The organism is Flavobacterium sp. N1994 (genome assembly GCF_025947145.1).
Classification (GTDB): Bacteria; Bacteroidota; Bacteroidia; order Flavobacteriales; family Flavobacteriaceae; genus Flavobacterium.
Genome location: NZ_CP109999.1, coordinates 279,722 through 297,382 on the forward strand (window position 1 = coordinate 279,722; position 17,661 = coordinate 297,382).

The window sequence follows — 17,661 nt, forward strand, 5'->3', positions numbered from 1 at the left end:
TAAAGAGAATAGCCTAAACTAATATCTTTACTCTTTTTTATGCTATACAACCAAACCAAAACGAAACCAAATGAAATTATTAGTTGATAGTGGATCTACCAAAGCCGATTGGATTGCCATTGATGATAACGGAAAAGTATTGTTCACTACACAAACACTAGGGTTGAATCCGGAAGTGTTGGATAAGGAAGAAATCATCAACCGTTTAGAAGATAAGTTTGATATTTCTCATAACAAAGACAAAGCCTCTCATCTTTATTTTTATGGTGCTGGTTGCGGAACGGATAGAATGAAAGACTTTTTGACTAAAGTGTTTCAAGAGTATTTTACTAAAGCTAAGATTTCGGTACATGAAGATACTTATGCTGCGGTGTATGCTACTACTCCAAAAGGCGAGCAAGCGATAGTTTGCATCTTAGGAACGGGTTCTAACTGTAGTTTCTTTGATGGAAATGTGTTGCACCAAAAAGTACAATCCTTAGGGTATATTGCTATGGATGACTGTTCTGGAAATCGTTTTGGACGTCATTTGTTACGTGGCTACTTTTTCAACCAAATGCCTAAGGAATTAGCGCAAGAATTTCAAGAGGAATATAATGTAGATCCTGATTACATCAAACATAATTTATACAAAGAACCGAATCCGAATGCGTATTTGGCTACTTTTGCTAAGTTCTTGATAAAGCACAAAGACGAACCTTTCTGTAAAAATATCATCCAAGCGGAGATGAAAGACTTTGCTCAAAATTATATCATGCAGTTTGATAATTGTAGAGATGTCTTAGTACATTTTGTAGGCTCTATCGCTTTTTATTTAAGAGAAGAACTAGAGAAAGCCCTAGAAGAATACGATATTAAAGTGGGTAACGTGCTAAGAAGACCTATTGATGGTTTGATTGCCTACCATGCTTTGAATAAATAATTCAATAGAAGGTCTACTTAACAGTAGGCCTTTTTTATTTGCTCCCTTTAGAGGAATATTTTACCTTGCATTAAAATACGACTTATGGAAATCGCTATAATTGCACATGATGGCAAAAAAGCCGACATGGTTCAGTTTATCAATAAAAACAAACACCTTTTAGAAAAAGAGAACATCAAACTTATTGCTACGGGAACTACGGGAAGTAAAGTAGAAGCTGTTGGGATTAAAGTAAAAAAAATGCTCTCAGGACCGATGGGAGGGGACGCCCAAATAGCAGCTCGAGTAGCGGAAGGCAAAACCAAAATGGTCCTATTCTTCAAAGACCCTAACTCGAGTCATCCTCACGAACCTGATATTAATATGCTGATTCGTATATGCGATGTGCATAATGTACCCGTTGCTACTAATGAAGCTACTGCGCAGTTGTTGTTGCTGGGATTGGATGAATTAAAATAATTACGACACCAGAGCTTTTCTCGACTGTAAGGAGCGCAACGGAATAAATTAATAATTACGAACTACCAATTGGGATACCCCATTTATGTATGGGGATGCTCTCTTGAGAAACGGGGGTGCTCCATTTAGCTATGGGGGTGCTTCATTTAGCTATGGGGGTACTTCATTTAGCTACGGGGATGCTCTATTTAGCTGTGGGGGTACTTCATTTAGCTTTGGGGATGCTTTATTTAGCTATGGGGGTACTTCATTTAGCTGTGGGGGTACTCCATTTAGCTTTGGGGATGCTCTATTTAGCTATGGGGGTACTTCATTTAGCTATGGGGGTACTTCATTTAGCTGTGGGGATGCTCCATTTAGCTACGGCGATGCATGATTACTATTTTTACAGCGCCTTTTTTTGCTACAAAATGGGATTGAAATTTGCGGTTGAGGATATAGTTAGGGAAGGATAGAAATAAAAAAAGTCCTAGTGAGGTAGGACTGAGGGTTTTTAGTTATAGACAAGAAAAAAGTACACGAAGGGATTCGTGCGGGAGCGTAGTGGTAGTTTTTATATACTTAAACTTTTATAATAAGATTTAATAAATTCAGAATCAACCCACTCTAATTCTTTTACAAAGTCATTAAGATTTGTATGTTCATATTCTTTATTCATTAAATCACTTTCTGTCATTAAATTAGCAACTTCAAGTCGTGAGATTACGATGCTTTTAAGTTTAGCTTGATTTGTATTTCTTGGCTCAAAATCTTTTACATATTTTATTATCAAATCTATTTCGGTTCCTTCAAATATATTTTGATTTCCACTTTCAGTGTCTGTATAGTCTATTGTCATGCAAAGAATTATTATCAAAACCCCTTGCATGTAAAAATCTTTAACATCTTCATAAAGAAATTTGTCACCATTCAATGATAGATATTCCCAATATTTACTTTGAAAAGATACCTTTGGTATAAAAACATTAAAAAGATCATTAGTATTTTCATCATATATCCAAAGAATATCCTTCTTTAGTTGATTAAGTTCAACCCAATTAATTTCTTTCTGTTTTCCATCAGAAGTTATCCTAAATATTGGTAACTCTTTCATGTTGTCTTTATTTAAGATTTAGTACTCAAAAATTGCCGCTAACGTTCCGCGGCTTCTCGCAGTGGCGACAACTTTCCGCTTTGTTGTAAAGATATGTAAATTTCCTTTTGAGTAATTTCCGGCTAAAGAAAAATAAACCAGCCATTGTGCGAAACCGCTGTTAGCGGCTGTGCGTTAGCATTAAAATACCAATCTCAAAAAACATACTAATGCACCAAAAATTAAGCAAACTATGAACATCCAATTTCGGATTATATTTCCTTTAGTAATTATTTCACTAAAATTCTTTTCTCTTCTTATTTTCACATTCCACTTCATTATTCTATACATAAAAAAAGCCATTCCAAGAAAAAGAAGCATATAAGAGAAATTCTCCCAATTTTCAGATTTAAAAATTATTCTAAAAGATAAGTTCATTTTTTGTGCACAGTTTTGAGCATTGAAGCTAACTTATAAATACCCGCTATTTTGTAACAGTATTATACCAAATATACTATCTTTTTTATATAAACCGTCAAAAGGCATTCTAAAAGCAATTAAGTTGATGAGATACTTCCTTCGTCAGCATGACAAAGTGTGATACATCCAAACAAAAAACTCCGAGTGGCCTCGGAGTTCTTGTCTATAAACTTAGTAATGATAACACTGCTATCAGCTATTTTACTAAGATGCAGGAGCACGCTGTTTTATCCTATGGAATGGAATCCCACTTTGTTTCCTTCTGTGTCGATGAAAAGTGCAATAAAGCCCCTGTTTTCGCCGATATCCGTTTTCGGAAGAATAATGGTTCCCCCCGCACTTTCTACTCTGCTTAACGGAACCGAAAGGTCGTTGCCGCCATCTAAGTATACCGTTGTGCCCGTCGTTGCAGGAACAAAGTTTTCACCACTAGCAATGGCTCCGCCAAATCCGCCTTTTTGAGGATCAGACGGTAAATAGGCATATTGCATATGAGGATTAGGGTCTTCTTGAATTTGAGCATCTAAGACTGTAGCATAAAATGCTTTTGCTCTGGCGAAATCTGTTGCTGGGATTTCAAACCAATTTAAAGTATTTACCATGTTTATTAATTTTAAGTTGTTTTTATTATTTAGTTGTTAAGCCATCAAGCAAACACAGGTAACACCAACTGATCTATCTGGGTCTTGGCATTTTGTGTTATCTCCTCAGCGTTGAACAAAAGTCCGGAAGCATCAATAATCTGCACGTCTTGAATACCCAAGGTTTGCCACAAATACGTCGCATACGGAGTCGCAAAATCATTCTCGCTGCCTATAGCGGTGCCTCCGCTGGTAAAGAGGATGTAAATGCTACGGGCCTTGAGTAAGCCTTGCCTAACTCCGTTGATGTATCCAAAGGTCACGCCAAGACGGCTGATATGGTCAACGTACGCCTTAAAAGTGGAGGGAATGGTCCAGTTGTAGACCGGCAAGCCGAGCACCACTATATCAGCAGCGAGGAGTTCGGCCACCATTTCGTTAGAAAGTTGTATGGCGGCTTGCATGGTTGGGGTTGGGTTTTGCATGGCGTACAAACTCCCCTCAACGAACGCCTCTGTTGGGAGCGGTATACCTGCTGCTAAATCTCGAGTCGTGACGTTAGCCTCGGGATATTCCTGCAACAGACGAGCCACCATGTGGTCGGTTAGGTGTCGGGACACGGAATCGGCATAACGCGAGCTGCTGTCTATTCGCAGAATTTCAAGAGGGCGGGAGGGAGCGTTGTTACTCATGATAAAAAGAAATTAAATGAAGTGATTGATTTTTTATTATTTCAATAGTTTTGTTTACTATTGTAGTGCAAATATTGAGAGTTATATTTATTCTCACAAGTAGGACATTTTAAATGTGTAAGTATGAATAACAATACTAATATTGATAATCAAGAAGTTGAAAACGAAAAAAAAATTGTTTTTGATGAAAAATCTTGCCCAGTAACGGCAACCATGCAAGTTTTGGGTGGGAAATGGAAAGCCATTTTAATTAATGCTATCTATCATACCTCTCCAGCAAGGTTTGGAGAATTGAAGCGAAGTGTCAAGGGAATTACGCAATCTATGCTTACTCAGCAGTTGCGAGAATTAGAAGATGATGGGTTAATAAGCCGGAAAATTTATGCTGAAATCCCACCCAGGGTTGAATACACTTTAACCGAGTTTGGGCTTACCTTATCGCCCATCATGATATCTATGGCCGAGTGGGGAAAAGAATACCGAATGAAAAAACAAAAGGTGGAATAGGCAAATTGCTTGCTCTTTAGTTTTTGCGAAGTGTTGGCATTTTGTTCCTTGTTTTTCTGAAGTATGTTTACCTAATTTGTATATCCTCGCTATTTTGGAGTGGTAGTAACTGGAATTTACTCTCTTTTTATATAATCCGCCAAAGGCATGCTAAAAACAATGAAAATGGGGTAAAAACCAACAGGGGTTTCCCTGCTGCCAAACTATTAGGACTAAAGTTGATGAGATACTTCCTTCGTCAGTATGACAAAGTGTGATGACATTTAAACAAAAAACTCCGATTTGCCTTGGAGGCTTTAATTATAAATTTACTAAAACTAAAACGTGAACTCACTGCAAAATTTACAATTGTTTGAGACGGTTGTTAACTTTTGCCATGGCTATCTAGTACTAATTTCTTTAAATCATATTTTAATATAATATGCGTAGTCAAAACTGGAGGATTCCCTGCAAAATTATCTCGTATTGTAGTAAAATATATAGTTTGTTTATCAAATATGAAAATTCGGCAAGTTTTATCAGTAGGCCTCATACTTATAAAACCAGAGGCATCAAATATGTATAAATCCTTAGTGCTTTTAGAATTTTGAGACATTACATAGCCAAGCTTTTCACAATATTCTTTGACCAACTTCTTATTTTTAGCCTTTTCATTTTGCGTTATAATTTTCGAGAGACATTTTTCTGTTGCTTTTCTGTAAATTCCATATATACTAATTAAACTAACAATGAAAAGCAAATAATATTCACTTCCTGTTTTTATTTTATTTCTATATGGATCAAAATAAACTAAAAATGGCATGATGAATACAATACAGAAAAAAAAATAAACACACAATGAATCAAATTTCTCAAACCACTTTTCTGGATAGATTAATTTCTTTTGCTCAAGGCTTTTATTAATATCGATGTCTTTTAAATTTCGCATGTAATGGTTGCATTAATCTTACATAACCCCGTCATTTTGTAGCGGTATTACCTCAAATATACCCTCTTTTATATATAAGCTGTCACTTACTACCTAGAACATACAACCTACAACCTACAACTAAGGAATTATAGAGGAGTAGCGGTATAAATTATTCTGACTGTTCTTGTTCTGCTTGGATTCTTTTTAGTTCTTCCAATTCATCTTGACTCACTACCCAAGTTTTGGACCATTTATCATGCCATCCGTAGCTGTATTTATTGCCAGTACAGGAAAAAGGTTCAAAGGGTACCACTCGAATTAAAGATCTTAAAAGTATGGTCATTGAATCGGGGGCATTGCCATATTCGTCAATTACCCTGCATTTAGTAATAAATTTTCCTGGTGTTCTTTGCCAAATGGATTCAAAGATGGCATAATAAAACACGTAGAGAAAAGCATTAAAAGCCAAATTGAAGGCACTTGCTTGAAGATCCGTATCAAATGTTATGCTAACATTGGCATTTTCTAGCAGATGACCTATAGCTATGAGTAAAAGGCGAAATAAAATTATATCAATAATATAATGTCCTATTCGTTTAGTCACCTCAACGCTTTTGACTTGACGTTGCAATATATATTCTTCAGCATCGCGTTCCCGATTGCCGTATTCATCCATAACATATACTGTTCCTAATCTTGTTTCTGTTAACTCTGTGATTTTTTTCATATAGATGATTAAGCTTGCTTACAACGTGCTGACGCCTTTCCTCTTTGGTTGTAAATATTTAGAAATATCTTTTTAGAGGGTTATGGTTTATAAAGTATATGAGGTGGTGCTTGAAAGGGGTTTTATTAGAAGTTATTCTATTTGCTTTTCAATTTCAATTAGTGCTTCTTGAAATCCAATTGGATAGTTACCTTTTATAAATTCAGATACCATACAGTCTTTAATTATTAAATTAGTTTCCTTACTTGTTAATTTTTTCGATACAAAATCACAATTCTTAATTTGAATTTGTCCTTTACTTCTATAAACAACTATGAAAATACACCCATTTTTTGATTGTTTAACCAATGCTGACGTGTAATCTGAAATATTTTTATATGGTAAAATCGAATTGATTGTAACGATTATAATTGTTACGCCTGTTTTGTCCTTAATTGATTTTAATGTAGATGTTAAGCTTTCTTCTTGCCATGGGTATAATATTTCGTCAACATCATTAACAAATTTTTCTATTTCAGGTAACTTGTTTGTTTCATCAAAGTTTTTAATTTCGTTTTGACTAAAACTGAAACTAAAAAAGAATAGTATAATAATTGTAAGTGTTCTTTTCAAAAGTATTGAGGTTTAATTGTTTATAACGTTACATGTGTTCAGGCAATGAAGTCTTTATTGTTTAGTTGTAAATATATAGAAATATCCTTTTTTATTTTCATTCTGTATCTTAGTTGAAAATGTCATAAAACCTCCAATAGGCAAATAGTCCAATTAGTATAAGGTAAATAAGATTGTTTAGGGTAAATAGTCCTGTGGCAAAGAAACTCCAACTTTTCTCTTTTATTAGTTTGTAATTCATCACACCAAAAGGGATTATCAGCAGTAGTACTAGGAATGGTAGGTATGAAGTTACACTTATAAAAATATTTTTTGGGTCTTTATAGGGTGCTGGAAAGTAAAAAACGGAAATGGGTCCGCTTAACACATACATATAATAGCATAGCATTAGGCCAATAGGAAACAGCATTAGTTGTAGATAAGCATACTTTTTAGGCTCCCTTCTTCTGAAATACTGGATTAGAAAGAATAGGGAAGTCAGTAAAAAAAATCCGGCACAAGCTATTATAAATAGGCCTATTACCATGCTGTCTTTTGGGGTTTTGTAATGGCGTAGTTTTTCGAATTCAGGGTTATGCGGGAATAGTGTTTCTATTGGAATTATGTGGTCGCCCTTTTTTAATTCCTCGCTTAGGTTGAATTGAACGGTGGTCTTATAGTTGTGGTAAAAATATAAGTTTACCGTTCCGTTCTTTAAGTCCCATATAGACGAAAGTAAAGTTCCATCTCCAATTTTTTGTCTGCAAACGTGCATCGTATCCGATAATGCGGTGCAGAACTGTAGTGTGGTGTCGATGCCGTTCTTTAAAAACGCTACTCCTTTACGGTATCGGTCTACTTTATTGGCATTTTGTTCTGGCGTTATGGAAGGGCAGAAGTTGGATATCACATAAGTCGGTTTGTTTCCGATAGTCAATATATAAGGCTCAACCACAAGATATTTCCCAGATTTATCTACATAAATAAAAACATCTTCCATGAAATAGCTGTGATCATACTGGCTAATATATTTTTGGACCTCTTCTACTGTTTTGCAAGTGTGTAAAATGTCTTTCAAATATTGGGTGGGGTTGGCTATAGTTTTTTTGTTGGCAAAGGGTTCTTGCTGGGGGTGGTAGGAAACCAATCTTTCAAAGGCGAGCCCCATTTCATTCATTCCGGATTGGGGTGCGTATCCGTTGGCTCCGTCAAATCTTGAACCTGTAAATGCAGCTCCGTATTTACCGTTACCTCTTCCTTTTTCAAACCAAATATGAGGTGTTACTCTCCAAGCATCTTCGTTGCTTCCTAATATGGTCTTATTCCCAATGGTAATTTTATATCCACTACAGGCCATACTGTCTTGTGAAACGGCAAAGGTTATAACCATCAATAAGATAAGTTTCACCGTTTGTAATTTTTTTATTGTCGTCATCATAATTGGTATAACGTGTGATTTGATTTTTTATTGTTTGATTTTGTGGTTGAAGGGTGGTTGTAAAAAGTAGTTAACGAATCGTCCGTTTGCTGAGAGTAGCGTTATTCTATCGCGGAACATTTAAATATATTAAAAATTTCCCGTAGCCGTGAACTTTCCAAAAAAAACCGAAATCAGCCATTGCTACACGGTTGTTACAAGACGTTTTTATTCTGAAGCGACTTTAAATTTAATGTTTATATTTTCACTGCTTTTTAATTTCTCTTTGGTTATCATCTCGCCTTTAAAATTGTAAAAATACTTTTCTATAATAAGCCCATTTGGGATATTTTTTCTGCTTTTCCATACTTCATATGCAGTGCAAAAGGTCAACAAAGGTTTGATGTTTGCAGAGGTATCAATTACATAGATTTCTCTACCAAGTTTTTTCTTCTTTTCATTTTTTATTACATTGTTTCTCAACATAAAACGTTTGCAAGTTCTATTGTTTAAAACGGTATCTTTTAATTCTTCAAAATCATAATTGTCAACTTGAAATTTATATGGGTTTTGATATGGTAATAACGTTCCATTTTTCAATAGAATTTCAGATTTTGTTAAATCTTCATGTTTTATTTGGCCTTTCCAGTAAATTCCATTTTGATCCAAAAGTGTAACATCTTCTCTATTATTATCAAAAGTATTGTTAGTAGAAAAGTAGCTGTTGTCTTGCTCATTTAAAAAATAAGAAACAAGATGGTTTTTCTTTTGGTTTTTTAAATCGGTAATTTCATAAGTCAATTTTCGATTGAAATTGTACTCATAAGTTTGAGATAAAAAGAATAAACAAAACCCTATTTTTAGCAGTGTCGTCATAAAATGGCTTGTAACTTGTATACCCCCGTTACTTTATCCACTGTATACAACCCTTTTTTGGTTGACAGTTCCTATTTTGTAACTGTATTCAATCAAATGTACTATTATTTTTAAAACTGCTAAATGTATAAAAGGATTTTTATTAGATTTTCCATCTTCTTTTTATGTTGTTCTATATTGGTTTGATATTCGTTCGGTAAAAGGTCCATTTTGCCAAAACGCTACCGAACGAATATCGAACATGTATCGAACAAACTACACTTAATGATCGAACAAAGAGACAATATAGGACAAAACCGGACATTATCGGACATGCTAATGGCACTATGGGTTGTCTAATAGAAAAGGGATTTGCTATATAACAGTTAGAAAAGTTTACAAAAAAACTCCGAGTTCCCTCGAAGTTGTTATATAAAATAGATGAGAGATCTAGAGTTAAACTACTTCACTGCAATCATCGAAATCTCCACATTCACGCCTTTAGGTAAGCCTGCAACTTGAACGGTTTCACGGGCAGGGGCAGCAGCTTCGTCAAAGTATTGAGAGTAAACGGCATTTATTCGGGCAAAGTCGCCCATGTTCATGATGAAGATGGTTGTTTTTATTACGTGGTCAAAAGTCATCTCGGCAGCGGCTAAAACGGCTTTCATGTTTTCCATGACTTGCTTAGTTTCGGTTTCAATGTCATCCAAAATTAACTCCATCGTAACAGGGTCCAAGGCAATTTGCCCCGAAGTATACAAAGTATTCCCCACTAAAACGGCTTGGTTATAAGGGCCAATAGGAGCTGGAGCCTTATCTGTAAAAATTATCTTTTTATCACTCATAATTCAAAACTTAAAACTATCTAATAACTCTATCCGCTTGGTTACGTTTATCCCACTTAATATCACTCAAGACGCCCGCTTTAATTCCGATAAAGAAGCCCCAATACGGGTTATCTCCGAAAGGAACCCAATTGAAATCCATACGCCAACTCAGCAAATCTCTTTCAAAACGAAGCTGAGTAAAAGTCACTCCTTTTTGTACAAAGTCATATCCACTGGAAACTCCAATCTTCCATTTTGGTGTTAAATCGGTATTCATAGAAACCATCAAGGAATTTCCGGTTATTTTCTTCTCCCGATTGCTGTTCGAATACGTCAAGGAGTAGGCGAGGTTCATGTCCCAGGGTAATTTGTATTTAAAAAACTCGGAAGGCGTTTCCTCCTTGTTTTTATTATCTTCCCCAAACTGACTCTGTCGCCGGTCGCTCAAATCTACACTGCTACCAAATAAATCATCTTTACGACCTCCGTTTTTTTCGGTTTGACTGTCTTTCTTTTTCTTTTCATCATCCACATCGCTACTAGAGAAGGCGTAGTTCAAAGTCATATTGGCACTAGTCATTCTGAACAAACTTCCACCATTATCAATGTTCCATGTATTGATACGTTTTCCAGTGTTGTTTATGGCATAAGGGTCGAGTGTAGCGGCAAAGTTCACGTTCATTTTCTTATTTAACAATTGTGTTCCACCACTAACACGCATAGGCGACCACTTAAGGGAATCGGCAGAAATATCGTAATTGGTGGAGAAATTTAAATTGTTCAACAGCATGATTTTCTTAGGCTCCGTTTTCGTCGAATCTTTATCGGTTACCTTAGCTTCAAAAGTATTACTCAAGCTGAATCCCACATTGTTTGACATTACTCTTCCTGGGGCACCAAAAATACCACCATCAAATCGGGTATAATCTTTTCTAATGGTTCCGGTTCCATCAGGATCATAGGTGTCGTAATATTTAGAGAAACTTGGCGTGTAACTATAAGAAACATTCGGACGCATGACATGTCGAATAGCCTGAATCCTTTTATTTTCGCCAAAGTTGAAGGTTCCATAAATAGTAGTTCCCAATCCAAAGGAAAGCGAATACGTTCTAAAAGCATCAAAACCTTGTACGATATCATCTACTACTTTGTTTTGGGCAGGGTCATAGCGTTTTCTTATGGTTTTTAAATACCACACTTCGTTATAATTCATAGCCGTAGTAGCACTAAAATGTTTGAATACTTTGAAATTAGTACTTAAAGGAATGCTGTGTTGGAAACCGACTTTAGCATCTTGAAACATCTTAGGTTTAAAGAACAGTGAATCGGTAGTGGTGATTTGGTTTTCCGCTCTTAGGTTGTATTGTAAATTGATGTTTTTGAAGAAGCCTTTCTTTACGCCATCTTTTGGTGCAAAAGGATACATACGGTCGACACTAAGTTGAAGGGTTGGCAGCGTCATATTAATTTGTTCCGTATTCGTATTCTGCGAATGCGTAGCCGTTAAAGACAAATTGACTTGCGGAATAGAATTAAAAGTCTTGGAATAGGAAATGGAAGAGCTTAAGGTGTTGTTTAATCTCCCTCCGATATTACTTTGATTGATGGAATTCACAAAATACTTACTACTACCCAAATTCACCGAAGCTGAAAAACGAGAGTTCGGATTTGACTTCGAGTCTTTAGAATGCGTCCACTGAATATTGTAGATATTGGTTCTGGAATAATCAGGATAGCCTCTTTCGCTATTGATTAGGTTTTCAATTCTTAGATTCAAATTCCCCAAAAACCGATACTTCTTGGCATAAGAGGATTGAAACCTTAAAGCATAACTTCCGTTGGTGTAATAATCGCCCAATATGGCTAAATCATAATTGTCACTCAAGGCAAAATAATACCCTCCATTTTGCAAAGAGAATCCTCTGGTATTACTGTCGCTATAAGTTGGGATAATCAAACCCGAACGACTTTTTTCTGTCATTGGAAAGAAGGCAAACGGCAGGGCTAGAGGAGTAGGGACATCGGCAATCACCATGTGCGTTAAGCCTACCACTACTTTTTTACCGGGTACCATTTTTACTTTACTGGTTTGGAAATAATATTCAGGATTATCGATGTCTTTGGCCGTTGTAAATCGAGCACTTTTCATAAAGTACACCGAGTCATTTTCTTTTTTGGTTACTTGAGCCTTTACATTAAACTCCCCTTGGTTAGTTCTTGAATTCCAAACCAATGCCTTTTTCGTCTTGTAATTAAAACGAATAGAATCGGGTTCCACAATATTGTTTCCTTGTTTGAAAACAGGTCTTTGCGTTAAAGCACCCGTAGAATCTTTTATTCGGCCTGCGTAGACTTCATTTTTTTGGTAATCAAAAATAATAATCCCCGATTTTAATTCGATATCCTGATAATACAATTCGGCTTTATCGTATAAGGTCACCAGCTTTTTCTTTTGGTCAATCTTGGCCGACTTCAGGGCTTTGTATTTTACTTTACCTTCTAGAATAGGCTTTTTCTTTTTGATGCTATCTAGTTTGATAGTATCTGTGGATTTTGGGTTGGTTACAACCTCTTTTTTAGGGGTATCTTTTTGATTTTTAGAGGCAAAAGATTTCTTTTTTTTGGGTAGCTCTTGTGGGTATGTTTTTAGGTTTCCTAATGTTAGGAAAATTGTTAAAAAAACGATATAAAATAAGTTTCTTTGCAACGGTTTAATGCTATTTTTGTAGAAATATGGCTTGATTTTTGACGAGGCAAACTTAAACAATATTTTCGGTCAAAAATAAGGAAATATAAGTTTTATAGCCTTTGTGTTTTAATTAAAATTAACTTTTGGAGATGATATTCAAAAATAAAAATACTTCTATACTGCTAGTTTTGGTATTGTTGCTTTGTGAATCGGTATTTTCTCAAAAGATTCCAACGTTCACTATTGTATTAGATGCTGGTCACGGAGGTAAGGATCCTGGGAATTCTTATCATGGGTATGTTGAAAAGGATATAGCCTTAGCTACCACTTTGAAAGTGGGGAAATTGCTAGAAGGTGAAAAGGGGTTTAAAGTTATTTATACTAGAACTTCAGATGTTTTTATAGAATTGGTAGAGCGACCAAAGATTGCTAACAAGGCGAATGCTCATTTATTTGTGGCTATTCATTGCAACTCGGTTAAGAATTTTGAACCTTCGGGAACAGAGACTTTTGTGATGGGGTTGACTAGAAGTAATATGAATTTAGAAGTATCTAAACGAGAGAATTCGGTAATCCTTTTAGAAGATAATTACAAAGAAACGTATCAAGGATTTGACCCTAAAAAGCCAGAAACACTAATTGGATTAGCTATAAAACAAGAAGACAACTTGAACAATAGCATTCAATTAGCCACAAAAATTCAAGATAATTTTTCTAATAACTTAAACCGAAAAACAAGAGGTGTAAAGCAAGAGCCACTATGGGTGTTAGATGCCGCTGGTATGCCAGGAGTTCTGATTGAGTTAGGGTTTTTATCCAATGCAGAGGAAGGAGAATTTTTGAATTCAGAGGAGGGACAAAGTAAAATGGCACATCAAATTGCTAATGCTATTGTAAGTTATAGAAAAGATTACTTTGGAGAATCTTCTGCTGCTTCTGAAAGAGAGGAGACACCTACTGTTAATCCGACCAAAAAAGACACCGTTGAAAAAAGAAAAGAAGATACTATAGAAAAAAGAAAAGAAGATACTGTAAAAGCTAAAGAAATAATTGAAAAAAAACTACCTGTTGTGGAAGCATCGGCTCCAGTCTATAAAGTGCAATTATCAGCAGGTTCAAAAAAAATAGCTACAAGCCCTTCTAATTTTAAAGGATTAAAAAAGGTTTCTGTTCATTACTATGAAAGTATCTATAAGTATATGTATGGAGAAACCACAGATTTAGAGGAAGCCAAACAATTACAGTCGGAAGCCCGAAATAAAGGATTTAAAGATGCCTTTATTGTGATGATAAAAGAGGACAAAATTGTTAAGGTTACCATCTAGTAGGAAATAATAATTAACTTCGCAAAAAAATATTTTGAAAGGAATAAGTAAATATAATAATACGCTAAAAATACTGTCTTTATTGACAGTATTATTTTGTAGTACGGTCTATTCACAAAACAAAGATAAGTTCAAAGTTACCCTTGACGCTGGACACGGAGATCATGATTATGGTGCTGTGTATCATGGTCATATAGAAAAGAATATTGCCTTGGCGGTAGTCTTAAAGGTGGGGAAACTATTAGAAAAAAACTCTAGTATAGATGTGGTTTACACCCGAAAAACCGATCAGTTTATTGATTTGGTGGAGCGCGCAAACATTGCTAATCGAGCGGATGCTAACATCTTTGTATCTATTCACTGTAATGCTAATCCCAATAATGCGGCAGATGGTTGTGAGACTTATGTAATGGGTATGTCTAAAAATGCTTCCAATCTTGAAGCGGCAAAACGAGAGAACTCGGTAATTACCTTAGAGAAAGATTATAAGCAAAAGTATGAAGGGTACGATCCAAAGTCGCCAGAATCTTTGATAGGCATGACCATCATGCAAGAAGAGTATTTGGATAATAGTATTGCCCTAGCCGGAAAAGTACAAGCGCAATTCATTCAAGTAGGTAAAAAAAGCAGAGGAGTTAAACAAGCGCCTTATATGGTATTACACAAAGCTTATATGCCTAGAGTATTGATAGAGATGGGTTTTATTTCAAATCAAGCAGAGGGCGCCAAGTTAGATTCAGAAGAAGGGCAACAAGAAATAGCCGAATCGATTGCTAATGCTATTATCAGTTACAAAAAAGAATACTTTGGTTCCAATGATAGTGACACTATGATTAAACCATCACAGAGAATTGACCCTGTAAAATCTATTGACTCTACCGCTAGTAAACCAGTAGTTAAGACTCCGACTGAAATTAAAAAACCAGAGAAAAAGCCAGAAACCAAACCGGAGGTAAAACCAGAAGTGGTTTCAACAGGAGTAGCTTCCTTCAAAGTACAACTTTCGGCTAGTGGCAAGAAATTAGAACTTGTTCCGAGCAATTTCAACGGATTGGGCAATATCTCTATGGCTTCAGAAGGGACTTTGTATAAATACATGTATGGAGAAACTTCTAATTATGAAGAAGCCAAACGTTTGTTAGCAGAAGCTAAAGCGAAAGGATATAGTTCTGCCTTTTTAATTGCTTTTAAAAATGGTAAAAAAGTTTCAGTTCAAGAAGCATTAAAACAATAATAACAAGGAGTTATAGGATTTTATTTTAACTTTGCCAAAAAAATAACAGCATTGAAAATTACTAGAGAAATTAAGACCGCGATATTAGTTATTATCTCGATTGCATTGTTCATTTGGGGATACAGTTTCTTAAAAGGAAAGGACTTATTAGCCAATTATAAAACATTTTATGTACAGTATGATAATGTGGAAGGTTTGATGAAATCGGCTCCAGTTACTATTAACGGACTCAATGTTGGTAAAGTGAGCAAGGTAGAATTCCTTACCGATAACTCAGGAAAAATCAGAGTGGAACTTCAAATCAAATCCGATTTTCCAATTTCAAAATCAAGTATAGCTTCTATTTATGAGCCAGGATTGATAGGTGGAAAGCAAATTATGATTACTCCCAATTTTGAGGATAAAGAAATTGCAGAATCTGGTATAACTTTAAAAGGAGACATCAAACCCGGTTTAACTACCTTAGTGGCGCAACGTTTGACACCATTACAAGAAAAAGTAGAAAAGATGGTTGTTTCAGCGGATGGTCTGCTTAAAAATGTGAACTCCATTTTAGATTCTAAAACCAAAGAAAATTTAAAAAGCAGTATTGCCAATTTAGATGCCACGTTAGCGGAATTCAAAGTAGCTTCTGAGAATGTCAATGTAATGTTGGCTGAAAATAAAGGAAAAATTAATTCTACGATTACCAACTTTGACAAAGCATCCGGTAATTTTGCTAAGATATCTGATTCGTTAGCTAAAATTAACATTGGTAAAACGGTTAAAAACTTAGAAAAAACATTAGCTAGCGTTGATAAAATCATGGCCGATGTACAATCGGGTAAAGGAACTTTGGGCAAATTAGCCAAAGATGAAACGTTGTACAACAACTTCGCCAAAACTTCTAAAGAGTTGGAATTATTGTTACAAGACTTGCGTTTAAATCCTACTCGTTATGTGAATGTATCGCTGTTTGGAAAGAAAAACAAACCTTATAAAGCACCCGTAAACGACACTATTAAGAAGTAAAAACTCTTGCTATGATGTATATCGACAACATACTGTTTGCTATTATTCTCGTTGTGGGAATTGGTTTTTTTGCTAAAAATGTAAAAAAGCTAAAGCGCAATATCAATTTGGGACATGATGTGAATCGCAATGACAATCCATCTGCGCGTTGGAAAAACATGGCTATGATTGCTTTAGGACAATCCAAAATGGTAAAAAGACCCGTTGCTGGATTTTTACACATCATTGTTTATGCCGGATTTATCATCATCAACATTGAAGTACTTGAAATTATTATCGATGGTCTTTTCGGAACTCACCGCGTATTCTCATTCTTAGGTGGATTTTACGGTTTCTTAATTGGTTCTTTCGAAATATTAGCGGTATTAGTTTTAGTGGCAGTAATCGTTTTTTGGATTCGAAGAAATGTGATCAAATTAAAACGTTTTGCAAGCTCTGATTTGAATGGTTCTCCAAAAAGAGATGCCGATACTATCTTGTATTTCGAAATCGTATTGATGTCGTTGTTCTTGATTATGAATGCCACCGATTTGCATTTCCAAGCGATGAACTCTGGGAATGTGATTTCACAATTTATTACTCCATGGTTTTCTTCATTTGATATAATGCAAGTAGAAGCCATTGAAATGACCGCTTGGTGGATTCATATTATTGGAATATTAGTATTCTTAAACTACTTGTACTATTCGAAACACTTGCATATTTTATTGGCTTTCCCTAATACTTATTTTGCTGATTTGAATCCGAAAGGACAATTCGATAATTTAGAAAGTGTTACTAATGAAGTAAAACTGATGATGGACCCTAATGCTGATCCGTTTGCTGCACCACCTGCTGATGCAACTGCTGTACCTAGCAAATTTGGAGCTTCGGATGTACAAGATTTGAATTGGGTACAACTATTGAACGCCTACACTTGTACTGAATGTGGTCGTTGTACTTCTTCTTGTCCGGCTAATCAAACAGGAAAGAAATTGTCACCTCGTAAAATCATGATGGATACTCGTGACAGAATGGAAGAAGTAGGTAGAAATATAGATGCCAACAAAGGGGTGTTTGTTCCTGATAACAAATCGTTGTTGAATGATTATATCACTCCTGAAGAGCTATGGGCTTGTACTTCTTGTAATGCTTGTGTGGAAGAATGCCCAGTGAATATTAGTCCGTTATCCATTATTATGGATATGAGACGCTATTTAGTTATGGAGCAAAGTGCAGCACCACAATCTTTAAATGCTATGATGACCAATATAGAAAATAACGGTGCACCATGGCAGTACAACCAACAAGATCGATTAAACTGGAAAAACGAAAATTAATATAATAACCAGATGAATTCTCATATTTGTGAGGCTTGAG

18 protein-coding genes are annotated in these 17,661 nt (G+C 35.5%); 8 read left to right on the forward strand and 10 right to left on the reverse strand.

What is annotated here, in order from left to right; genetic code table 11:
* Positions 1-70: 70 nt before the first annotated feature.
* From OLM53_RS01380 to OLM53_RS01390, 3 genes are all read left to right on the forward strand, one after another.
* Positions 71-922, forward strand: coding sequence for a BadF/BadG/BcrA/BcrD ATPase family protein (locus tag OLM53_RS01380; protein WP_264521268.1), 852 nt, complete (start codon positions 71-73; stop codon positions 920-922).
* Positions 923-1,006: 84 nt separating this feature from the next.
* Positions 1,007-1,381 carry a methylglyoxal synthase gene (locus OLM53_RS01385; protein WP_264521269.1) on the forward strand — a complete coding sequence of 125 codons (375 nt, stop codon included), beginning with the start codon at positions 1,007-1,009 and terminating at the stop codon, positions 1,379-1,381.
* A 152-nt stretch (positions 1,382-1,533) separates the two neighbouring features.
* Complete coding sequence (locus OLM53_RS01390; RefSeq protein ID WP_264521270.1) at positions 1,534-1,836, forward strand: hypothetical protein; 303 nt, start codon at positions 1,534-1,536, stop codon at positions 1,834-1,836.
* Positions 1,837-1,934: 98 nt separating this feature from the next.
* Here the strand turns inward: OLM53_RS01390 and OLM53_RS01395 are convergent, their stop codons facing one another.
* The 3 genes from OLM53_RS01395 to OLM53_RS01405 all read right to left on the reverse strand — a co-directional run bounded on the left by OLM53_RS01395 (position 1,935) and on the right by OLM53_RS01405 (position 4,206).
* Complete coding sequence (locus OLM53_RS01395; RefSeq protein WP_264521271.1) at positions 1,935-2,474, reverse strand: hypothetical protein; 540 nt, start codon at positions 2,472-2,474, stop codon at positions 1,935-1,937.
* A gap of 686 nt (positions 2,475-3,160) precedes the next feature.
* Positions 3,161-3,535: a VOC family protein gene (locus tag OLM53_RS01400; RefSeq protein ID WP_264521272.1), complete on the reverse strand. Its 375-nt coding sequence runs from the start codon at positions 3,533-3,535 to the stop codon at positions 3,161-3,163.
* A gap of 44 nt (positions 3,536-3,579) precedes the next feature.
* Positions 3,580-4,206, reverse strand: a complete 627-nt coding sequence (locus tag OLM53_RS01405; RefSeq protein ID WP_264521273.1) for an FMN-dependent NADH-azoreductase — start codon at positions 4,204-4,206, stop codon at positions 3,580-3,582.
* A gap of 123 nt (positions 4,207-4,329) precedes the next feature.
* On the opposite strand from OLM53_RS01405, the gene OLM53_RS01410 reads away from it, so the two are divergent.
* Complete coding sequence (locus OLM53_RS01410; protein ID WP_264521274.1) at positions 4,330-4,713, forward strand: winged helix-turn-helix transcriptional regulator; 384 nt, start codon at positions 4,330-4,332, stop codon at positions 4,711-4,713.
* Between the two features lie 364 nt (positions 4,714-5,077).
* Here the strand turns inward: OLM53_RS01410 and OLM53_RS01415 are convergent, their stop codons facing one another.
* The 7 genes from OLM53_RS01415 to OLM53_RS01445 all read right to left on the reverse strand — a co-directional run bounded on the left by OLM53_RS01415 (position 5,078) and on the right by OLM53_RS01445 (position 12,750).
* The gene (locus tag OLM53_RS01415) at positions 5,078-5,641 is read right to left on the reverse strand and encodes a hypothetical protein (RefSeq protein WP_264521275.1); all 564 of its coding nucleotides are present in this window, start codon (positions 5,639-5,641) and stop codon (positions 5,078-5,080) included.
* Positions 5,642-5,792: 151 nt separating this feature from the next.
* Positions 5,793-6,350 carry an RDD family protein gene (locus OLM53_RS01420; protein ID WP_264521276.1) on the reverse strand — a complete coding sequence of 186 codons (558 nt, stop codon included), beginning with the start codon at positions 6,348-6,350 and terminating at the stop codon, positions 5,793-5,795.
* Positions 6,351-6,482: 132 nt separating this feature from the next.
* Complete coding sequence (locus OLM53_RS01425) at positions 6,483-6,962, reverse strand: TPM domain-containing protein (protein WP_264521277.1); 480 nt, start codon at positions 6,960-6,962, stop codon at positions 6,483-6,485.
* A gap of 109 nt (positions 6,963-7,071) precedes the next feature.
* Entirely contained in the window at positions 7,072-8,379 is a 1,308-nt protein-coding gene (locus tag OLM53_RS01430) for a hypothetical protein (RefSeq protein ID WP_264521278.1), read from the reverse strand.
* Positions 8,380-8,586: 207 nt separating this feature from the next.
* On the reverse strand, positions 8,587-9,234 hold the full coding sequence (locus OLM53_RS01435; protein WP_264521279.1) for a hypothetical protein: 648 nt from the start codon (positions 9,232-9,234) through the stop codon (positions 8,587-8,589).
* 440 nt (positions 9,235-9,674) lie between these two features.
* Positions 9,675-10,061, reverse strand: coding sequence for a RidA family protein (locus OLM53_RS01440; RefSeq protein ID WP_264521280.1), 387 nt, complete (start codon positions 10,059-10,061; stop codon positions 9,675-9,677).
* A gap of 16 nt (positions 10,062-10,077) precedes the next feature.
* Complete coding sequence (locus OLM53_RS01445; protein WP_264521281.1) at positions 10,078-12,750, reverse strand: putative LPS assembly protein LptD; 2,673 nt, start codon at positions 12,748-12,750, stop codon at positions 10,078-10,080.
* Positions 12,751-12,881: 131 nt separating this feature from the next.
* Between OLM53_RS01445 and OLM53_RS01450 the strand changes: the two genes are divergently transcribed.
* Genes OLM53_RS01450 through OLM53_RS01465 form a run of 4 tightly spaced genes read left to right on the forward strand, consistent with a single transcriptional unit; the run spans position 12,882 to position 17,621 of the window.
* Entirely contained in the window at positions 12,882-14,057 is a 1,176-nt protein-coding gene (locus OLM53_RS01450; RefSeq protein ID WP_264521282.1) for an N-acetylmuramoyl-L-alanine amidase family protein, read from the forward strand.
* A 43-nt stretch (positions 14,058-14,100) separates the two neighbouring features.
* Positions 14,101-15,291 (forward strand): N-acetylmuramoyl-L-alanine amidase family protein, encoded by a 1,191-nt coding sequence (locus tag OLM53_RS01455; RefSeq protein WP_413614261.1) that lies wholly within the window; start codon positions 14,101-14,103, stop codon positions 15,289-15,291.
* Positions 15,292-15,342: 51 nt separating this feature from the next.
* On the forward strand, positions 15,343-16,302 hold the full coding sequence (locus OLM53_RS01460) for an MlaD family protein (protein ID WP_264521284.1): 960 nt from the start codon (positions 15,343-15,345) through the stop codon (positions 16,300-16,302).
* Between the two features lie 11 nt (positions 16,303-16,313).
* Complete coding sequence (locus OLM53_RS01465) at positions 16,314-17,621, forward strand: (Fe-S)-binding protein (protein ID WP_264521285.1); 1,308 nt, start codon at positions 16,314-16,316, stop codon at positions 17,619-17,621.
* The last annotated feature ends 40 nt before the right edge of the window (positions 17,622-17,661 follow it).